The following is a 20,941-nucleotide window of genomic DNA, read 5'->3' on the forward strand; positions in this document are numbered from 1 at the left end:
TAATTGAATTATTGAGTTATAAATGGCTATTTTCACAAAACTGTTTCATCATCACACTATCTCAGCACATAAACCATTTTTTCATCCATAGCTTTGGTCTTAATCTTGATCTTTTTTCTTCAATCCAAGAAATGCACCTACGGTAAACATTATTCCAGCAATGAATGGAGTAAAACCTTCTCTAACTGTTCCGGTTTTTGGCAATCTATCAGAATTGTTAGTATCCGATTTACTATCGATATTGGTATGTTTATTAGCTATGTTCTCTGATTCATTAAGATAAACTTCTTTCTTATTTTCAAAGTTTTTATCATTTTTATCAGGAACTGTAGCTGTAACATCCTTAGTTGAATCAGATCTTTGACTTTCATCTAATTGACTATAATTTACTTGTACAGGAACTGTAGTTTTGACATCTTTAGTTGAATCAGAGTTGTGTGGATAATTTTCTCTTTGTAAGTCTTCTTTTCTGTGACTTTGATTTACTTGCACCTTATCTTTCTTTTTGGATACATCAAAAGTAGGTTTATTTTCCTCCTCCTTTTTCTCCTCTATTTTCTTGAATACAGGTTTTATAAGGGTATCTTTTGATAGATTAATAACATAACCAGCATCTTTTTTCCCTTCGACACCAGAAATTTCCCAGCCATCAAATTGATAGCCTTTTTCTAATTCCCCCTTATAGACAGGTAAAATGAAATCTTCTTCCGACACTATCTTAGAACTCATTTCTTTTCCATTTTGAATGGTCACAGTTACCGTATGAGGTTTTAGTTCGCTTACCTCTCCCGTATCTTTGTTTAAAATGAATTCTTTTACGGTCGTATTTCTTGCAAAATCTTTTACAACAATCTTAATGTTTAGTGTCTTATCTGTTAGTTGTTTAATATCATCAAATGATTTGTATTCTTTTCCATTTACATAAATATGTTTGTCTTGAATCTCACCATCGAATCCATTATTTCTTTTATCATTGATATTAAAGACTACAGATTTTCCGTCAGCATATTCAATACTAGTATTTCCCTTAGGATCAATGTTTACTTCTGGTTTAACATTATCATATAAAAATTGATAGTGTACTCCAACCGCTTTCGCATTCAAATCGCTATAGCCAGTTTGAAGATAAACATTTCCATCCATATCTGTTACTTTATCTGGGAATCCGTTTGCTTTATAGTCTTTCATTCCCCAGTCCATGATGTCACCGTCTTTAACATTAAGCTTAATGTTAAAATCTCTAGTGTTATCAATATGTAAATCTCCGTAGATTAAATAATTATCTACAACCGATTCATTCACTCTCAATTCCCAGTTAAAACCACCCTTATCAGAAATCTTACCTCTTAAATAAAATTCTGGATTTCGTACATAAATTTTATTAGATTTAGATGGATTAAAGTAGTTCTTGTCCATTGAAAGATTTACTGGTTTTGCATCAATAAATAACGTAGAGCCATCTTCTTTTATAGCTTCTACATTGGACTTATCCTCTCCTGTGTACTCTTTACCATCCTTACCCAATAATACAAGTTTAGAAGGATCTGTCACAAGATTTCCATCTTTATCGATTGCTTCCCCTTTATCATTCATTTTAAAAGTAAACACTTGATATCTTACAATGTTAAAGCCGTCCAAAGCCGACATTAATACAGCTTGAGTACTTCTTCCATCTTCAACATTTCTACTATCAGCATAAATTATTTTTTCTGAAAGGACTCTTAGATTAGGATTGGTCTTTTGGATTTTTGCTATATCTTCCTTGTTATAGACTCCATTTCCTTCTAACATATCCGTTTTTCCAGGATTATAGGTAGTCACTTTTAGTGCATAGCCTTTTCTTAGAATAATGTTATCTTTTAACAGATATTGTTGTTTTTCTGAATCAGAATAGATTTTACCAGATTCCATGTCCGTTAAATTGTTTGGTTTGTTTTTTGAAAGATCTCCTTCTCCTAATTCTATTACATTCCCATAACTTGATGCATAGGGATATTCTGTTTTAGTTTCCTTATTTTTTTCAGGCATTCTAATTTTCGTTTCAGCTTTTATCTGATCATCATCTTTAACAAAGAATCTCATATCTCCTGAAAAAGCTAATCCATCCACAATATCATTAATATTAGCGTATAAATCAAATGTCATCGTTTTTGAGTGAGAATCATACTTGGTCGTTTTGATTTCTATCGATTTATATTTATTACCATAATATACCTTGGCATTTTTAGAAACATTACTTATCTTTCCAAGAATTTCAAAGTGTCCATCTTTAGACGGGCTTAGAACACCATAAATTTTTGATTTGATTTCGTCAAGTTTTTCAGTTTCATATTCTAAGGCACTACCATCGTCATAAGCAATGATATTTCCCTTATCATCGTATTTATAATCGTATTCTTCTGTCCTCTTACCAGTTTCACTTGTAAAGTCATCAACTTCTCTAAATTTCTTTTTAATGAGTTTCTTTAAGTCTTTACTTTCAAACTCTCTAATTGTTGAAATCGTTTTATGAATAGTAAAGCTAGATTTTTCTTCGATAGACTCTTCATTTTCTTGATGATTTTCTACCTCAGTTGTATCTTTTTTAAGACTATCCTCTTTTCTTTTTTCTAAATTTTTAAATTTAGATTCGGCAATCTCGCCAAGTTTTTGGTATTTAGATGAATCTTGATCAGGATCTACTAGATAATAGGAAATCATCCCCTTTTCATCAGCATGATCATCAAATTTAATTCTATGAATCTTTGTGAAATTGCTAGAGCCATCTAATGCAATGACTTCAATGATTTTTCCTCTTAAATCTCCTGCACCATTAATTTCATAAATGGTATTTCCGTCTTTGTCAAGTTTCCTATTTCTTCCTTGACCCTCACCTGCGTAAGTTACTTCAAGATTTTTCTCAACATCTCCATCTTCATTAACAAGAGCGGCGCCAGCATACCAAACTTCGTTTGCAATCTCGTCAAATTTTTCAGGATGTTCTTTTTGATCTCTCGCAAATAGGGTTTCATTCTTGTATTGATCTTTTACCTTGTGATAAGTATCCTTTGTGATCAGCTTAATTTTTTCAGGATTTGAAAAATCAATCGAAACAATCTTAGGGGCTGTGTTATCAATTTTTACAGGAATATAGGAAACCTGCCATGGGTAATCTTTAGTTAATCTATATTTAAATTTATAGAAATATTGACCTTCTGCAATCGGTTCAAATTGACCTCTTATCTTAGTAGCTGGATCTTGCTTATCATTGCTTTCTGGTGCATTTTCTTCTCTACCTCTAGGGTTATAGATGAGTCCATCCCATTTCAAGTCACCCCAAACTTTTAGCTTAGAAGATTTGATTCCCTTTGCATCATTTCTTTTAGAGTTTAAAATTCCTTTAATAAAGTGTTCTCTCGAAATGACTTTTAAGTCAATTTGATTTTCTCCCTCTTTATTTGTATTTACTATTGAAATCAATCCTTCTTCTGCACTTCTTAATACAAGTGGAGAAGGTGTTAATCCTCTCTCAAGTTGAGCATCTTGAGGATTTCCATTTGAATCTAAAGGATAAATTTTAGCAATATTAGAACCACTTGATGATGGTGCGTTGATCCCTTCGTTATTGAAAGCAAATAATTCTGGATTTTGATCTAGGGATGTTGTATTTTTATCTTTTCTATTTTGGATAACTCCTGCTGGATTAAATTTATCTATACCATGCTCTCCACCAATTCCCTTATTTAAGGTTCCTGGAATTTTTGGTTTACCATCATCATCATAACCTTCCATTGTTTTTGATTTTGATCCTTCTTCCCAAGCCCATTTATCAAGGATTGGTTCCTTATTCCAATTTCCAGCAAATCCCATTAGAGGCATCGATAAAGATGGTTGGAAATTTGTTTTCTTCCCATTGGAGTTTAGAGCTTCCATTTCTTCCACTGATTCAAAATGAATAAATGATTCTACAAATTTATTTTTATTTTTAGCCTCTCCAACATTTATCACAGCATTCAAATCAAAGCTAGAATTTGGGGCTATAGTGAAAGTGTCATGCTCAAATGTAATATTTGCATCTTTTACTTTCTCTGGGTGAATTTCTGGAACAATTTGCTTACCATCTGGTGATTTTTCATCTTTGTATGTTTCATCGAGTTTTAGTCTGTCAGTTAGAGCATCTGTAGTTATAGCAGATGCTGAAACTTTAAAGGTTAAAGGTCTGTTTGATGTATTGTGAAGCTTAATTGTAAAATATTTTTTATCTCCTTTTATTTCTTTAAGCGAAATAGAACCATAAGAGTTTACCAAACCTTTAGAATCTGTGTTTTTGAAAGTCGCTACAACTTCATTTCTCAAAGCATTAGCAACATTGATAAGACCTGCTCCCTGTTGTCTAGGTGATGCAAAGTATTGACTTTTTTCTTTCCAAGAAGTCGCATCCATCATAAGGCGTGCAGTATTTTGTAGGGTTATTTTTGTAAGACTTGTAAGATCTATTTTGTCATCTCCCTTAAGATTTTTCAACACAGGTCTTTCAAGCATTTCCTTTAACTTTGGTCTAATCAAAACAGTAGAAGCTGCCACGATTGGAGTTGCCATACTAGTCCCTGACATATAACCATAAGTTGATTTACCATTAATGACATTGAGAGTGGATTTAATATTTTTACCTGGTGCTGAGACATCAGGTTTTAAAAGCAAATCTGTTCTCGGTCCCCAAGATGTGGATCCTGCTGGAACTATGACATCTTCTTTATACAATTCTTTGTCTGTGTCAGGTGCAAACTTAAAGTCAATCTCTTTTTCGTCACCTACATTCGGTTTATTAGAATTATAGCTGGCCATATCAATTGGATAGTATTGCTCCAATTTATCTTTGAAATCTTCCTTACTATTTCTTTTAACCTCAGTTTTTTTATCAGGATTAATCATGTTCCATAGCTTTACACCATCATCTCCTGAAATTGAAAATACTTGACTTTTAGTCCCTTCATCCGCTTCATATCCCATGGCTGGAAGCTCTGTCCAATTATCTCTATTATAGTAATTGACAGTATTTACAACCATAATGGCGCGTGCGCCCTTATCCGTTGCTCTTTTAAAAGCATTTTTTAAATCCTTTGTATAAATTCTATCCATTACTGCAATTTTGCCCTTAAGATCCAAACCTATCAAATCTTGGTCTTGACCTTTGCCTATATATACAAAGTTTAATTTACTAGGAGTTTTTGAACCATCTTCGTTTGTTATGATTTTATTCTTATCGAAAAAGGCCCCTATATTTCTGTATTTAAAACTTTCTCCTCCAATCTTAACTTTATCAAACTCAACTGTTTGATTTTTAGCAGAAGCAACTGCTATCGCATCTTCATGTGCTGCAGTTCGTGTTACATTTCCAGTGTCGGTCATTTTCAGATTATTATTTGCCACCAAATCCCATGAAGAACTTGAAGCAGAAGTCGCATAGTTACCCGTAGCTACGACCATTGGAATGCCTGCTTTTCTTAACGCCCTAATAGCTTGCCAATATTTCTCACCTACAAGACCTGTTCCTGTAAAGCCAGATGATACCGAAACAACATCGACATTGTGTTTGATCGAATCTTCAATAGCATGAAACATTGTTTCATCCCCTGCGAAGCCAGATCCTGCGTCAGAGTACATTTTATAAGAGAAGATCTGTGCATTAGGAGCAATTCCATCTATTCCGTTAAAGTTCTTGATGTCTTTTTCAGTATCATTTCCCGCAAGAATCCCTGCAATATGCATCCCATGTGGATCAAAATAATCGCTCCCATCATCAGCTTTTTCTACAGTTATTTTACCACCATTATAATAATTGAACGCATGAGGGATTTTATCACTCAACCAGAAATTTTTATCAGTACCTTTTAAGTCTTCTTTTTTGAATCTCATTGAGCCTTTAGCATCATCATCAATCCTCATGGCCTTATGCCTATAATCTGTCCCGGTATCGATATTTGAAATGACCATACCTCTACCATCAAAATTTTTACCAAATGGAGCATTGATAGATTTTAGGTAATCAATTGCCTCTTCAACTCCAATTTCCTTTCTAGCATGATTCATCATTGGCTGGACTTTTTGTGATCGTTCAACCGATGAGATACCTTCTATTAGTTTAATTTTGTCCAGATTATCTGGAGTTGTTTCTATTGCAACACCATTAAAAACCGTATCATAAGTATATAAAACTTTTGTATCCTTAAGATTGGATAATTCCTTGATTGCTTTTTCTCCAGATTCTTTATCTTTAAATTCAGCAATATAGACAAGTTTATCCTCTTTTTTGGGACTTTCTGGGTCTTTACTTGCAGACGAGTCCACTTTATCTCCTTGGGATTGATTGGAATCTTCTTTGATTGTTGCTTCTTCATTGCTAGTGTTATTGTCTATCTCAGGATTTTTACTAACAACTTCTTTTTCCTCAATAATTGTTGTTTTCTTCTCTTCAGTATCCTTTGAAGTTCCTATAGCATTATGAATATTTTCATGTTTTTCTTTATTTTCTGCTTCCTTATCTACTACTACTTTTTCTTTATCAGAGATATTTAAAGCATCTTCAGAGCTAGATGTGTCTGCTAAGACTACCTCATTAGGGACATATGCTGCTAAAATAACTGCAGCTGCAGTTAATGACAATACTGTACTTTTTTTCATTTTAATTCCTTACATATTTATTTAACTTCCAATAGATAGAAAACTTTAACTTTGCTAGCCTTTGTTATAAAAAGTTTTACTAAGTATTATCTAGGAAATAGAGTAGTACATTTATATATAATTGTTAGCTCTCTGAAAATAGTATATCAATTAAAAAAATTTAAGTCAAGAAAAATTAATACGGGTTAATTTTTTTATTAACGTATGTTAATTTCATAAAGTTCAAAGCTTTCGTGTTTAACTGGAATACATTATAAGCATATTCACACCATCAAGAATAGTAGGAATGAAGTTGAACCACTACTAAAACCATCAAAAACTCAGTTAAGTTTGGAAGTGAATCTTGCCTACGATATTCCACTAAGTTACGAAGCGAGAATGATTAGCCTATTTGTTGACAATATCCCTAGTCAAGTATTACTGAAATAGACCTCTCACACTGGTCGTCCTGCCTTTCGTCCAACCATACTCATGAAGATGACCATATTCGCTTATGGTCGTCAAGTGTTCTTTGGACATAAAATCGTTCAAATGAACGAAGAAGTCATTCTCATGAAATGGTTGAGCCAAGATACCTATGTTAGCTATAAAACGATTAATAATTTCCGCTCCAGTAAACATGCCAACAACCTAATCAAAATTGACTAAAAAGTACTAAACGAGCACAGATAACCCAATGAACTGGGAATATCTTGAGGACACGGACCAGTTTATAAAGCCCGACGGCCTAGTTTATTCCTTTAAGAACTACTCTAGTCGAACTGACAAGTATGGGCTTCAACGTGATTTCAAGATTTATGAGGCGGATAAAATTCAAGATACTCCTAAGTTAGAACACTTGGCTAAAACGGATAGTGGGAATCAGAAACAAATCCATTATAATCAAACTTGGAATTACTTTAAGGAACTCCTTACACAAACATTACATAGTGAAGAAAGCTCTCAAATTTATGCCAAACGGAAAATTGATGTTGAACCCGTTTTTGGTAGTTTTCGGCGTGCGCAGAGTGCATGTCAGAGGTAAACAAGCTGTCGCAACAGAGATAGCATTCATCTTCATGAGCATGAATCTCACCAAATTGGCAAAGAATCTAGCATCTAAAACGTTCACCTATTCAAAAACCACACAGTGTTTCTTTCAGCTTGATTGTATTCAAGACTGAAATCACTGTGTGGTTTTATTTAGAAGCTAGTTTTTGCCTAGGTCCTTTTTCCTTATTCTCTTTCTTCTTCGTTTTCTTCAGCTTTGACAGGTCGAGGTTCATAGGCTCTGATAATTTGAGCGACAACTGGGTGGCGAACCACATCCTTGGCTGAGAAATGAACAAAGTCAATCTGATGGATGTTCTTGAGTTTTTCTTGAGCATCAATCAAACCGGACTTGACATTACGTGGCAGGTCAATCTGACTGATATCTCCATTGACAATCATCTTAGAATTAAAGCCTAAACGAGTCAAAAACATCTTCATCTGCATGATGGTTGTATTTTGCGCTTCATCGAGAATGACAAAGGCATCATCCAAGGTACGCCCACGCATATAGGCAAGTGGAGCGATTTCAATGATTTCACGTTCCATGAGACGAGTTGTTTGGTCTTTTCCGAGAATCTGGTACAAGGCATCGTAAACAGGACGAAGGTAAGGATCTACCTTTTCCTTCAAATCTCCCGGAAGAAATCCTAAGCTCTCTCCTGCTTCCACTGCTGGACGTGTCAATATGATTCGCTTGACTTGTCCACGCTTGAGAGCTGTTACGGCCAAAGTCACTGCTAAGAAGGTCTTACCTGTTCCTGCCGGCCCAATCCCAAAGGTCACATCGTGTTGCTTGACACTATCCACATAAAGCTTTTGACCCAAGGTTTTAACACGGATGGGCTTACCTGTATTATCCTTGATAATCTCTTCTTCATAGAGGGCGACAAACTTATCGATTTCATTATTCTTAACCATGGTAATGGCTGTCACCACGTCAGGAGTTCCGACAGTCATTCCACGATTAACCAAGACCATTAAGGCTTGGATAACTTGGCGGGCTTCCTCACAAGCATTCTCTGCTCCCAAGACTTGTACAATCTCTGTACGGGCATGGATGATGACATCTAACTCATCTTCCATCAGACGAAGGTGGCGCTCATTGGATCCAAAAAGGTGAAATAGGTCATCTGGATGACTCAGTTGAATATCTATTGAATGTTCCTTCAAACAAAGAACCTCTCTAATTCTCTTATTTCGTTTTATCATTTTGTTTTCTTTTAAGTATGAAATAACTTTCAAAAATCCTATCACTCTGACAATTCGTAATGGTAAACGAAACTTGTCAAAATAAGGAAAATCCTCATAAAAGATAAACTGAATGACTATATTATAGCAAAGAGGCTGAGAAATTACTATCCCAAACCTCATCTAGTAGCCTTAATGTTCTAAATATTCCTGCCAGATACGATCGAAGTCTCCCATATTAAAGGAAAAGCTAGCATGTTCCTCTAAAAAACGACTCACTTGATCGAAATCATCTGTATGTTTCGGAAAGGCGGACTCCTCAAAAGCCAGATCCGCTAAAATTGCTTTGGGACTATTGCTTTTAGGGTTGCGCTCGGTCATGAGCCAAGTATAAAATGATTTTCTCATAAGCCTCCTAAATCAACTCTGTGCCGAACTGATCTTGCTTGATTTTGCCAGCCTTCATCAAACCACCGAGTGCTTTTTTAAATTGACCTTTTGAAATACCGAAAGTAGCCTTGATATCTTCTGGTGATGACTTATCATTCAAAGTCATGAAGCCACCATTGCTTTCCAAATAAGTCAAGATCATCTGCGCATCATTTTCCAACATCTCAAAAGAGCGTGGTTTTAAAGAGAGATTAAGCGTTCGGTCAACCTCACGGAAGCCAATAACACGTACATCTAACACTTGCCCCAAACGAGGTTCTCCATAACGCTCACTTGGATGGATGAAGCCCAGCATATTATTTTCCGGTAAATAGACAAAGGTTCCCGATAGCTTAAGACGGTAAACAATGGCTGGCCAATTTTGATTCTGCATGTTATTGTAGGCAGGACGTGCCAATCGTTGGAAATCTTCCTGATAAGCCAATACACCCCAGATACGGTCCTTCTTGTCCACTTCTAGACGAATGTATAGGCGATCGCCTTTCTTTGGCCAAAGTTCTTTAAGCTCAGGTAGAATATCCAGTGATACAACGATTTCCTTGTCAGGAAGACCTGTATCCACAAAAACACCCAAATCCTTACGGACTTCTGTTACGGTTCCCCAACCAAATTGGTCCTGAGTGGCAGTCACTTCTAGAGTTGTTAAGCGGAGCTTTTGCTTCATATCTGTGTAAGCAAAACCTTTGACCGTATCACCAACTGTATGCTGACCTTCTTCTTTAGCTAGGGCATATGTTTGACCATCCTTTTGAACAAAGTAAAAACGGTCATTTTCATCGATGATGAGTCCAACGATAAAACTTGCAAGATTTGTATTCATATTTCCTTCTTTCGAATAAAACTCAGCCAGCAATGCCAACTGAGTTTTTCTGTTTATTTCTTAGACTTCCAAGATTTCTTTTTCTTTGTTGGCAGTCATTTCGTCGATGTGTTTAACAGCATCGTCTGTTGCTTTTTGAATATCTTTTTCAAGAGTCTTCAATTCGTCTTCAGTGATTTCTTTTGCTTTTTCTTGTTTCTTAGCTTCGTCCATAGCATCACGACGGATATTACGGATAGCAACTTTAGCATTTTCACCCACTTTTTTCACTTCTTTAGCAAGGTCGCGGCGAGTTTCTTCTGTAAGAGCTGGGATTACCAAGCGAATAACAGAACCATCGTTAGCTGGTGTGATACCTAGGTCTGAAGCATTCAAAGCACGTTCGATGTCTTTCAAAGATGATTTGTCAAATGGTGTTACCAACAAGACACGCGCTTCTGGGATTGTGATAGAAGCAATTTGATTAAGTGGTGTTTCAACACCATAGTACTCAACGTGGATGCGATCAAGCAAGCTAGCGTTAGCACGGCCGGCACGAATACTTCCAAACTCACGAGCAAGTGAGTGGTGAGATTGTGTCATTCTCTCTTTTGCTTTTTCTACGATTGCGTTTGCCATAATCTTTTCTTATTCCTTTTCTTCGATATTATTTGAAACTGTAGTTCCGATATTTTCACCAAATACAACACGTTTAATATTTCCTGGTTGGTTCATGTTGAAAACAACCAAGTCAATATCATTGTCCATTGAAAGTGTTGAAGCTGTTGAGTCCATGATACGGAGACCTTTATTGATCACGTCACGGTGAGTCAATTCTTCAAATTTAACAGCAGTTTTATCTTTCTTAGGATCGGCATTGTAGACACCGTCGACACCATTCTTAGCCATCAAGATAGCATCCGCTTCAATCTCAGCTGCACGAAGAGCCGCTGTTGTATCTGTTGAGAAGTATGGTGAACCAATTCCCGCACCAAAGATAACAATGCGTCCTTTTTCAAGATGACGAAGGGCACGACCACGAACGTAAGGTTCTGCTACTTGTTGCATGGCAATGGCTGTTTGAACACGTGTATCCACACCAACTTGTTGCAATGAATCTGCCATAACAAGAGCATTCATAACGGTTCCAAGCATTCCTGTATAGTCTGCTTGTACACGATCCATTCCAGCTTCTGCAGCAGGTTCGCCACGCCAGAGATTTCCTCCACCAATAACGAGGGCAATCTCAATACCTAAGTTATGTACTTCTTGAATTTCTTGAGCCATTGCTTGAACTGTTTTGATATCAATTCCGACACCACGTTCGCCAGCAAGGGCCTCACCTGATAACTTAATCAAAATACGTTTATATTTGGGTTCCACCTGACTTCGCTCCTTTATTTTATTCAAACTATTTTATCACATTTTTTGAGAATTTTATAGTCTCATGAGTTATTCTTTTGAAAATTTTAAACGGATAAAAAGTTTTCCAAATCAGCCAAAGCACGCTCTGCAATTTTTTCATAACGAGCCTTCTTATCACGAATGCGGTCGCCTTCCAATTCCTTGATAATTCCGAAATTGACGTTCATTGGTTGGAAGTGTTTACTATCAGCATGGGTGATGTAATGAGCTAGACTTCCAATTGCTGTTGTCTCTGGGAAAATAGCCTCGCTTTCACCCTTGAAAAGACGAGCTGCGTTAATACCAGCTACTAGACCTGATGCCGCTGACTCAACATAGCCTTCCACACCCGTCATCTGACCAGCGAAGAATAGATTTGGCTGTTTCTTAGAACGGTATGTCTGCTCAAGAAGATTTGGTGAATCCATGTAAGAATTGCGGTGCATGACTCCATAACGGACAAACTCTGCATTTTCAAGACCCGGAATCATTTGGAAGACACGCTTTTGTTCTCCCCATTTAAGGTGAGTTTGGAAACCAACAATATTGTAAAGACTACCTGCCGCATTATCCTGACGAAGTTGAACGACTGCATAAGGTGTTTTAAAGTCACCATCACGTGGTCCTTTGTAATCATCTGGATACTCTAGGCCAACTGGTTTCATTGGTCCATAAAGCATGGTTTTGATACCCCGTTTAGCCATGACTTCGATTGGCATGCATCCTTCAAAATATTTTTCTTTTTCAAAAGAATTGAGCGGAGCTTCTTCCGCATTGACCAAGGCTTCATGGAAATCCATAAACTCTTGTTTGGTCATAGGAGCATTGAGATAGGCTGCTTCTCCCTTATCATAACGAGATTTGAGATAGACCTTATTCATATCAATGGTATTAACATCTACAATTGGAGCTGCCGCGTCGTAGAAATAAAAACCGTCCCCGCCGTTAAGAGCGTGAATCTTTTCAGCAAGAGCATCACTAGTCAAAGGACCAGTCGCAACAACTGTAATGGCATCTGTTGGCAATTCTGTGATTTCGTCACGTACCACTTCAATCAAGGGATGGTTGGCAATCTTTTCAGTAACCATTTGAGAGAAACCATCACGGTCAACCGCGAGAGCACCACCAGCAGGAACTCGCGTAGCTTCTGCTGATTCTAGGATAAGAGAACCAAGACGACGCATTTCTTCTTTGAGGAGACCGACAGCATTTGTAAGAGCATCCCCACGTAAAGAGTTAGAGCAGACCAACTCTGCAAAATTGTCAGTTTTGTGTTGTGGTGTTGACTTGACACCACGCATTTCATAAAGTTTAACTGGAATACCACGCTCTGCGATTTGGTAGGCTGCTTCAGAACCCGCCAAACCAGCACCGATAACATTGATATAAGATTGAGACACGACACTAATACCTCTTTGGGAGTGTGAATTTCCTGAATCGGGTTAAAAAAGTTCAACGAACTTGCTTCGCTTTCGAATTTTTTAGCTCAGGCTGAAAAAGTCCACAGGACTTACTTCGCTTTCGAGTTTTCAGGCTCAGGCTGAAAAAGTCCACAGGACTTACTTCGCTTTCGAGTTTTCAGGCTCAGGCTGAAAAAGTCCACAGGACTTACTTCGCTTTCGAGTTTTCAGGCTCAGGCTGAAAAAGTCCACAGGACTTTTTCACTCCCACAAATCTTTCTATTTTTTTCTTCTTCTAGTATAACAAAAAAAGGGAAGAAGGCAAACTTCCCTGTTTAGTCATTGGATTGATTGTCTTCCCATTCGTGATAAGCAGCGTAGAGCTGGCTTTTGTTCCACTGATAAATCTTCGCAACTTCCTTAATGGCTTGATTTTTCTTAATGCCTTGCTGGATACGTTCTTGGATTTCTGAGAACAAGTCCTCTTCATCCTTATCTTCTACTTCTTGACTAGCACCCTCTACAATGAGAAGACACTCGCCCTTAAGTGGTGTTTCAGAAATACTTTCTAATAACTCAGTAATAGTTCCACGCTGATATTCTTCAAAGATTTTGGTCAATTCTCTGACCAAAACCACCGAGCGATCACCATAGACTTCTAGCATATTTTCTAGCGTATCCGCCACACGGTGAGGTGATTCATAGAAAATCTGAGTTTCTGGATAAGCTTTTTTTGCTTCGAAAAATTGCTTTTGCTGACCTGACTTTCGTGGTAGAAAACCATAAAAGATGTGGGGTTGTGGTGCCAAGCCACTGGCAATCAAGGCAGAAATCCCTGCACTAGCTCCTGGAACTGTGACAACTGCGATATCTTCTTCAATGGCAGCCTTAACCAAATCATGCCCCGGGTCAGAAATACTAGGCATCCCTGCATCAGATACTTGGGCAAGATTTTGACCTTGTTTCAACAAACCAATCAAATCAGGAATTTTTTCCTTGGCATTATGTTCGTGAAAACTGATTTGCTTGGTTGAGATCTCAAAATGCTTGAGCAAAAGTCCCGTATTACGAGTGTCTTCTGCCGCAATCCAGTCGACCTCTTTCAAGGTCTGAATGGCGCGAAAAGTCATATCATCTAGATTACCAATTGGCGTTGCGACTAGATAAAGCTTGCCATAGGGAGATTGTCCCTTAAAACTCTTTTGAATCTGCATACTTACTCCCTAAACAACAGTTCATCACAGAACATACATTCTGCATCTTGTTCTCGACGTTGGCCATAAAAGTCACGGCAAACATGAAAACCGTCCTCATAAATGCGACGGACATTTTCCCTTACATGTTTCGTTTTGGCTGGAGTTGTCTCCTCAACTTCTCCCAATCGTTCTCTCAGTTTATCATTTTCTAAACGAAGAGCTGTATTTTCCTCTACCAGACTCTTGAGATTTTTCTTGATAGCTTCGACGTCTGCCAAGGTTACCAACAATTGCTGTGAAAAGTCATCTAAAGCATCAAATAATTCTTTTTTATTCATTACAGCCCTTTCTATAATCTATCTTTACTTTAAATTTTTTTGTAAAACCAGGTATTCCAAAGCGTTTTGAAAGCTAACATTGGCCCGCCACATTTTTCGAGTTTGGACGAGATTTTGCAAGATGTTCCGCGCAGAAACATTGAGAACATCCTGGCCAGCTAATACCTCTAAAATTCTGAGCACTTGATCTTGCTTTTCTTTATCATCAGCCAGACTCGTTAGTTTCGCAACCTGCAAATAGGATTCTTTTTTATGGGCTAAAAGCCACGAAAAGAAACGTTCACTTTCATCTACTAGTGTCCAAAATCCTGCTTGATGGACAAGCTTATCAGCCTCCGCCTGAGATTGACTAAACTGAGCCAATAGCTTAGCTTTATTTTTTACTAAACCAGCCTCTTCAAGCTGTGACATTAAAGTAGAGACTTGCTTCTTAAATTGGAAAATCTGTGTCCGACTTCGAATCGTTGGTAACATCTGTTCCTCATCATCAGTCAAAAAGAAAATGTAGATTTCGCTCTGTGGTTCTTCAATAACCTTCAAGAGTGAATTTGCAGCATTCACATGCATTTTTTCTGCTTGTTCAATAATAAAGACCTGCCGTTGATTTTCAATACCAGACTGGGAAAATTGACCGACTAATTCTCGAATACGCTCCGTCTTAATGACTTGATTCAGAGGTTTAATTATGGTCACATCAGGAAACTCTTCCTGCTCAATCAATTTACAATTCCGACATTTTTCACAAGGAAAAATACCATTTTTCTCACTACAAAAGAGACTTTTAGACAAGAAAAGAGCCATCTCTAAACTTCCAAAATTACCTGAAAAGAGATAGGCATGATTAAGCTGCCCTTGCTCTAAAATATGAACAAAACGTTCAAATTGTAAAGGTTGACAAGCTCTTAATTGCTCTTGCTTCATCTCCGTAGTCCCATCCTATCAAAAAGTAGTTGTTGCGTGTTCTCAACCACTTGATCAAGTGGCAGACTAGCATCGATTTTTTCGATGCGATTTCCTTCTCTTTCAAGAAGAGAAAGGTAACCTTGACGAACTTTTCGGTGTAGATCCAGGCCTTCCATGTCCAAACGATTGACTTCCCGATCACTGTTGGCAGCAATACGTGCCAGTCCCTCTTCCACCTCAATATCAAAATAAAGAGTCAAATCAGGTTTCAGTCCATCAGTCGCAAATTCATTAAGCCAATCAATGGCATCGATATCTAAACCACGCCCAAAGCCCTGATAAGCAACAGAACTATCGATAAAGCGATCCATGATAACCAGTTTTCCAGCTGCAAGTGCTGGTAAGACCTTTTCCACCAAGTGTTGTCGACGACTAGCAATATAGAGGAGAAGCTCAGTCTTAGGATCCATTTCAGTATGACTAGGATCTAGGATAACTTCGCGAATTTTTTCTCCAATTAAGACCCCACCTGGTTCACGGGTTGTTAAAACTTCCACTCCACTATCCTCTAATAAAGGGATTAGGGCTTCAAGAACGCTTGTTTTTCCTGCTCCCTCTGGTCCCTCAAGAGAGACTAAAAATCCTTTTGACATGTCTGACTCATTTCTATTTTTCTCTCTTCTATTCTATCAAAAAAATGGGGATTTGTGAAAAGCTTTTTTCATTTCCTTCTTTGTAAGAAAAAAAGAGGGTGAGTTTTAACACTCACCTCTTATTTACCTAATTCTTGAGTTTTTTTGTAGGCTTGGTTGACAGCATCCATAACGGTTCCTCTAAAAGCATGTTCTTCTAGACTTGCTACACCAGCAATGGTCGAACCACCTGGGCTACAAACTTGGTCTTTCAAGACTCCAGGATGTTGCTGACTTTCTAGAACCATTTGACCTGCACCAACTACTGTTTGAGCCGCCATTTTCAGAGCCGTTTCTCGTGGCAATCCTGTCTGAACACCTGCATCCGCCAAAGCTTCGATAAATAGATAAACAAAGGCTGGTCCACAGCCTGCAAGTCCTGTTGCTGCATCTATTAAACCTTCACTTATTTCAACCAACTGCCCTGCATTGGCTAAAAGTTGACAAAAAAGTTCACTGTCTTCTGGATGACAATTTGCAGACAAGGCATAACTAATCACTCCTTGCCCAATAGAAACTGGAGTATTTGGCATGATACGAATGATCCTGTGCTGACTTGGAAGAAGGCTAGCAAGTTTTTCTATGGGCAATCCAGCAGCCATGGAAATTAAGAGAAGACTATCTCTTTTTTCAAGGATTGATTGATATTGTGAAAGCAATTCAGAGAATTGAGCTGGTTTAACTCCTAGAAAAACTACATCTGCTTCTGCAAAGATTTCGTCATTGCTAGAAGCCAGACCACCATAATTGGCAATAAAAGCATCCACCTTAGCTTGACTACGATTTGTAAGGAGAATATGATGATTAATCTTTGCCTGCAAAACAGCCTTAGCCAAACTAGCTCCCATATTCCCCAAGCCGATAAATCCAATCTTCATCTCTTTACTCCCTTATCTGTCCGTCACCAGTAACCACATATTTGTAGCTGGTCAATTCCTTCAATCCCATTGGACCACGCGCATGCAATTTCTGAGTAGAAATCCCCATTTCACAACCTAGACCAAATTGGCCACCATCTGTGAAACGAGTCGAAGCATTGACATAAACCGCTGCCGAGTCCACTTGATCCGTAAAGTAAGCTATAGCATCAGCATTTTCAGTCACAATCGCATCCGAATGATGGGTGCTGTGGGCTTCGATATGCTCTACAGCTTCCTCAAGACTAGAAACTACTTTAACAGCTAAGACATAGTCTAAAAACTCAGTGTCAAAGTCTTGAACCACTGCTGCTTGTCCAGAAATATATTGACTAGCTTTCTCATCTAGACGCAATTGAATCGGTTCCAGTCCAGCTTCTTTTCGATCGGCAACCAGAACTTGCTCCAAGAGAGGAAGGAAGCTTGCTGCCTTGTCTTGATGAACAAGCAGCACTTCCATGGCATTGCAGACTGAAGGACGACTAGTTTTAGCGTTATTGATAATAGACAGTGCCTTGTCTTCATCCGCATCTTTGTCAACGTAGACATGAACAATCCCTGTACCTGTTTCGATAACTGGCACAATAGCATTCTCAACGACAGCATTGATTAACCCGGCACCTCCGCGAGGAATAAGAAGATCTAGATAACCCTTAGCCTTCATCATGGCATAACTACTTTCACGGCTGGTATCTTCTACTAATTGAATGACGTCTGGATGAATGGTAGTAATCTCCAAGCCCTTCTTCAAGGCTGTGACAATGGCATGAGCTGTTTGATAGGCATCCTTACCACTACGAAGAACGACCGCATTCCCACTCTTGAGAGCCAAAGCTGCTGCGTCAGACGTCACATTTGGACGGCTTTCATAGATAATACCGATAACCCCCATGGCTACACGTTTCTTAGTAATGACCAAACCATTTTCAAGCTGCCTTCTTTCTAGGACTTCACCGATTGGATCTGGTAAAGCAACCACATCACGAATGCCTGTTGCCATCGCTTGGATACGACTTGCATCCAAATAAAGACGATCGAGCATAACATCTGATATTTTCCCCTTAGCCGCTTCCATATCGCGAGCATTAGCTAATAAAATCTCTTCAGTAGCTGCCAATAAGTGATCGGCCATAGCTAGTAAGGCTTGATTTTTTACTGTTTCACTAGCAGTATTGATGGTTTTTTTAACTGCCTGTACCTGTTCAAATTGTTCTTGTGTACTTACCATAGTTTACCTCTAAAATTCTGTAAAGAGTAGTTGGATTTCAGGAGTAATGGAAATCCAGTCATCACGGTGAATCAAGACACCCTTGGCTTTTTGAGATCGAAGGACATCTTTCAGCCCCGATGCACCTAGTTGTACTCTACCTTTTCCGAGTGATTTTCCAGTTTCCTTATCAAAAACCGTAACAATATCGCCATAAGAAAAGTTGCTCTCAACATCTACAACACCTGATAAAAGTAGACTTTTACCATGTTGAGAGAGAGCTTCTGCAGCACCTTTATCAACCCAAATAGCCCCCTGACTTTTGGCATAAAAAGCTAGCCATTGTTTCTGGGTACGGAGCCCCTTCTCTTGCGCAACAAAGTAAGAACCGTCCTTGGTCTCCTCAGCCGCCTCAATCATGGCATCTGCTTTCATTGATGAACAGATATAAACAGGAACTCCTGATTCTGTCGCAATAGTTGCAGCTTTGATCTTAGTCAGCATACCTCCAGTTCCATTAGATGAACCTGCACCACCAGCCATATCTATAATTTCTCGATTAATGGTCTCAATTCTCTCCAGACGTTTAGCTCTTGGATCCGAGTTAGGATTACCAGTATAAAGACCACCTACATCTGTTAAGAGAACCAAAAGATCTGCCTGCACCATTGCAGCTACCTGAGCACTGAGCGTATCATTATCCCCGACCTTGAGCTCATCAATAACGACACTATCATTTTCATTGATAATAGGAATCGCGCCACGATTGAGAAGAACAGATAAAGCTTGATGGGCATTTTTATAACGTCGCTTATCGACAAAATCATCCTGGGTCAGCAAGATTTGCGCTGAAACAATCTGTCTTAAGAGCAAATTTGTTGTATATTCTTCCAGGAGCAATCCTTGACCAACCGCAGCCGAAGCTTGTTTATCCGCAATCTTTGTCGGTCGTTTTTTAAATCCTAAGGCTCCAAAACCTGCCGCAACAGCCCCAGAAGACACTAAAATCAGCTCATGACCTGCTTCATGTAGCATTGCAAGCTGTTGTGTGATAGCTTTTACTTTACTGCGAGATAAACTTCCATCTTTATGAGTTAAGGATGAAGTTCCCACTTTAAATACGATACGCTTGTACTTCATATTTTTCTCCAAATTTAATATTTAACCATTTTACCATGATTTTATGAAATTGTAAAAAAGGAACTCTCTCACTTTTGATCGAAAAAAAAGAACCTTGCAAAGCAAGATTCTTTTAGTGTCTGACTTAAATAATTGTTCTTCTGGGAACTAAATCGAATTAAGCTTCGATTTCTGTAACCATACCTGAACCAACAGTACGTCCACCCTCACGGATAGAGAATGTAGTACCTTGTTCTACGGCGATTGGGTGGATCAACTCAACGTCGATTGTCACGTTATCACCTGGCATTACCATTTCAGTACCTGCTGGAAGTTCGATTGAACCTGTAACGTCAGTAGTACGGAAGTAGAATTGTGGGCGGTAGTTGTTGAAGAATGGAGTGTGACGTCCACCTTCTTCTTTAGTAAGGATGTAAACTTCACCTTTGAATTTAGTGTGTGGGTTGATTGAACCTGGTTTAGCGATAACTTGTCCACGTTCGATTTCGTCACGTTGAACACCACGAAGAAGGACACCTACGTTATCTCCTGCAAGACCTTCGTCAAGTTGTTTACGGAACATTTCAACACCAGTAACAACTGCTTTTTTAGTTTCTTCTTTGATACCAACGATTTCGATTTCGTCGTTGACACGAACAGTACCACGGTCGATACGTCCTGAAGCAACTGTACCACGTCCAGTGATTGAGAATACGTCTTCGACTGGAAGAAGCAATGGTTTGTCAGTGTCACGTTCTGGTTCTGGAATGTACTCATCAACAGTGTTCATCAATTCCATGATGATGTCTTCGTATTTAGAGTCACCTTCAAGAGCTTTAAGAGCTGAACCTTGGATAACTGGAAGATCGTCACCTGGGAAGTCGTATTCTGAAAGAAGGTCACGGATTTCCATTTCAACCAATTCAAGCAATTCTTCGTCGTCAACCAAGTCGATCTTGTTCATGAAGACGATAAGGTGTTTAACACCAACCTGACGTGAAAGAAGGATGTGCTCACGAGTTTGTGGCATTGGTCCGTCAGTTGAAGCTACTACAAGGATAGCTCCGTCCATTTGAGCGGCACCAGTGATCATGTTTTTAACGTAGTCCGCGTGTCCTGGAGCGTCGATGTGAGCGTAGTGACGTTTTTCAGTTTCGTACTCAACGTGCGCAGTGTTGATTGTGATACCGCGTTCGCGTTCTTCTGGAGCAGCATCGATAGACGCATAGTCTTTAGGTTGGTTAACTGCTGAAGGCAAGCGACGTGCCAAAACAGTTGTGATAGCTGCAGTTAGGGTAGTTTTACCGTGGTCAACGTGTCCGATAGTACCAATGTTAACGTGTGGTTTACTACGATCGTATTTTTCTTTTGCCATTTGAGTAAAAGCCTCCAATAAAATATATTTTATAGATAGACAGTAGGCAATACAGTCTAACTTTCCTTACTATTTTATCAAATTTCAGCTAAATTGCAAGTGTTTTACAAAGTTTTTGTGAATTATTCTTATTCGGTAATTTCTCAAAGTAACTTCCACTTTCCTGACCAAAGTGGAAATTAGTCTAAAACGGATTTTTATGGTGGAATTAAGTGTGAGACGTTTGTGATAGAAATGAGGCCTACTATGACCAAACATAAA

The 20,941-nt window shown here is 38.4% G+C and carries 15 protein-coding genes and 1 pseudogene; 1 reads left to right on the top strand and 15 read right to left on the bottom strand.

Translation table 11 applies throughout. From position 1 onward, the window contains the following. Nucleotides 1-99: 99 nt before the first annotated feature. The gene (locus tag QM374_RS07255) at nucleotides 100-6,660 is read right to left on the bottom strand and encodes a S8 family serine peptidase (RefSeq protein ID WP_414311316.1); all 6,561 of its coding nucleotides are present in this window, start codon (nucleotides 6,658-6,660) and stop codon (nucleotides 100-102) included. Between the two features lie 270 nt (nucleotides 6,661-6,930). Here QM374_RS07255 and QM374_RS07260 point away from each other — a divergent pair. After that, nucleotides 6,931-7,977 (top strand): annotated as a pseudogene (locus QM374_RS07260) (transposase). On the opposite strand, the gene QM374_RS07265 reads toward QM374_RS07260, so the two are convergent. The 14 genes from QM374_RS07265 to tuf all read right to left on the bottom strand — a co-directional run bounded on the left by QM374_RS07265 (nucleotide 7,876) and on the right by tuf (nucleotide 20,680). Next, the gene (locus QM374_RS07265; RefSeq protein WP_414267308.1) at nucleotides 7,876-8,862 is read right to left on the bottom strand and encodes a PhoH family protein; all 987 of its coding nucleotides are present in this window, start codon (nucleotides 8,860-8,862) and stop codon (nucleotides 7,876-7,878) included. The pseudogene QM374_RS07260 and the gene QM374_RS07265 sit on opposite strands and share 102 nt — an antisense overlap. 210 nt (nucleotides 8,863-9,072) lie before the next feature. Then, nucleotides 9,073-9,288, bottom strand: a complete 216-nt coding sequence (locus tag QM374_RS07270; protein ID WP_001232087.1) for a YozE family protein — start codon at nucleotides 9,286-9,288, stop codon at nucleotides 9,073-9,075. 7 nt (nucleotides 9,289-9,295) lie between these two features. Beyond that, the gene (gene cvfB, locus QM374_RS07275) at nucleotides 9,296-10,150 is read right to left on the bottom strand and encodes an RNA-binding virulence regulatory protein CvfB (protein ID WP_414311317.1); all 855 of its coding nucleotides are present in this window, start codon (nucleotides 10,148-10,150) and stop codon (nucleotides 9,296-9,298) included. Between the two features lie 60 nt (nucleotides 10,151-10,210). Next, nucleotides 10,211-10,768: a ribosome recycling factor gene (gene frr / locus QM374_RS07280; protein WP_001262232.1), complete on the bottom strand. Its 558-nt coding sequence runs from the start codon at nucleotides 10,766-10,768 to the stop codon at nucleotides 10,211-10,213. A gap of 9 nt (nucleotides 10,769-10,777) precedes the next feature. Further along, on the bottom strand, nucleotides 10,778-11,512 hold the full coding sequence (gene pyrH, locus QM374_RS07285) for a UMP kinase (RefSeq protein WP_000433488.1): 735 nt from the start codon (nucleotides 11,510-11,512) through the stop codon (nucleotides 10,778-10,780). An 86-nt stretch (nucleotides 11,513-11,598) separates the two neighbouring features. Continuing rightward, a complete protein-coding gene (gene trmFO / locus QM374_RS07290; protein WP_049549315.1) occupies nucleotides 11,599-12,933 on the bottom strand; it encodes a methylenetetrahydrofolate--tRNA-(uracil(54)-C(5))-methyltransferase (FADH(2)-oxidizing) TrmFO in 1,335 nt (444 codons plus the stop codon). 335 nt (nucleotides 12,934-13,268) lie between these two features. Continuing rightward, entirely contained in the window at nucleotides 13,269-14,147 is an 879-nt protein-coding gene (rsmI, locus tag QM374_RS07295) for a 16S rRNA (cytidine(1402)-2'-O)-methyltransferase (protein WP_414311318.1), read from the bottom strand. A 2-nt stretch (nucleotides 14,148-14,149) separates the two neighbouring features. Beyond that, nucleotides 14,150-14,467, bottom strand: coding sequence for a DNA replication initiation control protein YabA (gene yabA / locus QM374_RS07300; RefSeq protein WP_414260362.1), 318 nt, complete (start codon nucleotides 14,465-14,467; stop codon nucleotides 14,150-14,152). Between the two features lie 24 nt (nucleotides 14,468-14,491). Continuing rightward, a complete protein-coding gene (locus tag QM374_RS07305) occupies nucleotides 14,492-15,388 on the bottom strand; it encodes a DNA polymerase III subunit delta' (RefSeq protein WP_414311319.1) in 897 nt (298 codons plus the stop codon). Next, entirely contained in the window at nucleotides 15,385-16,023 is a 639-nt protein-coding gene (gene tmk, locus QM374_RS07310) for a dTMP kinase (RefSeq protein WP_414311320.1), read from the bottom strand. The genes QM374_RS07305 and tmk overlap by 4 nt, the downstream gene beginning before the upstream one ends. A gap of 119 nt (nucleotides 16,024-16,142) precedes the next feature. Continuing rightward, a complete protein-coding gene (proC, locus tag QM374_RS07315; protein ID WP_414311321.1) occupies nucleotides 16,143-16,940 on the bottom strand; it encodes a pyrroline-5-carboxylate reductase in 798 nt (265 codons plus the stop codon). A 4-nt stretch (nucleotides 16,941-16,944) separates the two neighbouring features. After that, nucleotides 16,945-18,207 carry a glutamate-5-semialdehyde dehydrogenase gene (locus tag QM374_RS07320; RefSeq protein WP_414311322.1) on the bottom strand — a complete coding sequence of 421 codons (1,263 nt, stop codon included), beginning with the start codon at nucleotides 18,205-18,207 and terminating at the stop codon, nucleotides 16,945-16,947. Between the two features lie 9 nt (nucleotides 18,208-18,216). After that, the gene (gene proB / locus QM374_RS07325; protein WP_414311323.1) at nucleotides 18,217-19,326 is read right to left on the bottom strand and encodes a glutamate 5-kinase; all 1,110 of its coding nucleotides are present in this window, start codon (nucleotides 19,324-19,326) and stop codon (nucleotides 18,217-18,219) included. Between the two features lie 157 nt (nucleotides 19,327-19,483). Then, entirely contained in the window at nucleotides 19,484-20,680 is a 1,197-nt protein-coding gene (gene tuf, locus QM374_RS07330) for an elongation factor Tu (RefSeq protein ID WP_001040718.1), read from the bottom strand. Nucleotides 20,681-20,941: the final 261 nt, after the last annotated feature.

The sequence above is a fragment of the Streptococcus infantis genome (assembly GCF_047465525.1).
Taxonomy (GTDB): domain Bacteria; phylum Bacillota; class Bacilli; order Lactobacillales; family Streptococcaceae; genus Streptococcus; species Streptococcus infantis_R.

Coding starts and splice junctions, on each gene's coding strand:
- cvfB (WP_414311317.1), bottom strand. CDS start 10,150: ATGAATACAAATCTTGCAAGTTTTATCGTTGGACTCATCATCGATGAA.
- tuf (WP_001040718.1), bottom strand. CDS start 20,680: ATGGCAAAAGAAAAATACGATCGTAGTAAACCACACGTTAACATTGGT.
- QM374_RS07320 (WP_414311322.1), bottom strand. CDS start 18,207: ATGGTAAGTACACAAGAACAATTTGAACAGGTACAGGCAGTTAAAAAA.
- yabA (WP_414260362.1), bottom strand. CDS start 14,467: ATGAATAAAAAAGAATTATTTGATGCTTTAGATGACTTTTCACAGCAA.
- QM374_RS07255 (WP_414311316.1), bottom strand. CDS start 6,660: ATGAAAAAAAGTACAGTATTGTCATTAACTGCAGCTGCAGTTATTTTA.
- QM374_RS07305 (WP_414311319.1), bottom strand. CDS start 15,388: ATGAAGCAAGAGCAATTAAGAGCTTGTCAACCTTTACAATTTGAACGT.
- rsmI (WP_414311318.1), bottom strand. CDS start 14,147: ATGCAGATTCAAAAGAGTTTTAAGGGACAATCTCCCTATGGCAAGCTT.
- proC (WP_414311321.1), bottom strand. CDS start 16,940: ATGAAGATTGGATTTATCGGCTTGGGGAATATGGGAGCTAGTTTGGCT.
- frr (WP_001262232.1), bottom strand. CDS start 10,768: ATGGCAAACGCAATCGTAGAAAAAGCAAAAGAGAGAATGACACAATCT.
- QM374_RS07270 (WP_001232087.1), bottom strand. CDS start 9,288: ATGAGAAAATCATTTTATACTTGGCTCATGACCGAGCGCAACCCTAAA.
- tmk (WP_414311320.1), bottom strand. CDS start 16,023: ATGTCAAAAGGATTTTTAGTCTCTCTTGAGGGACCAGAGGGAGCAGGA.
- proB (WP_414311323.1), bottom strand. CDS start 19,326: ATGAAGTACAAGCGTATCGTATTTAAAGTGGGAACTTCATCCTTAACT.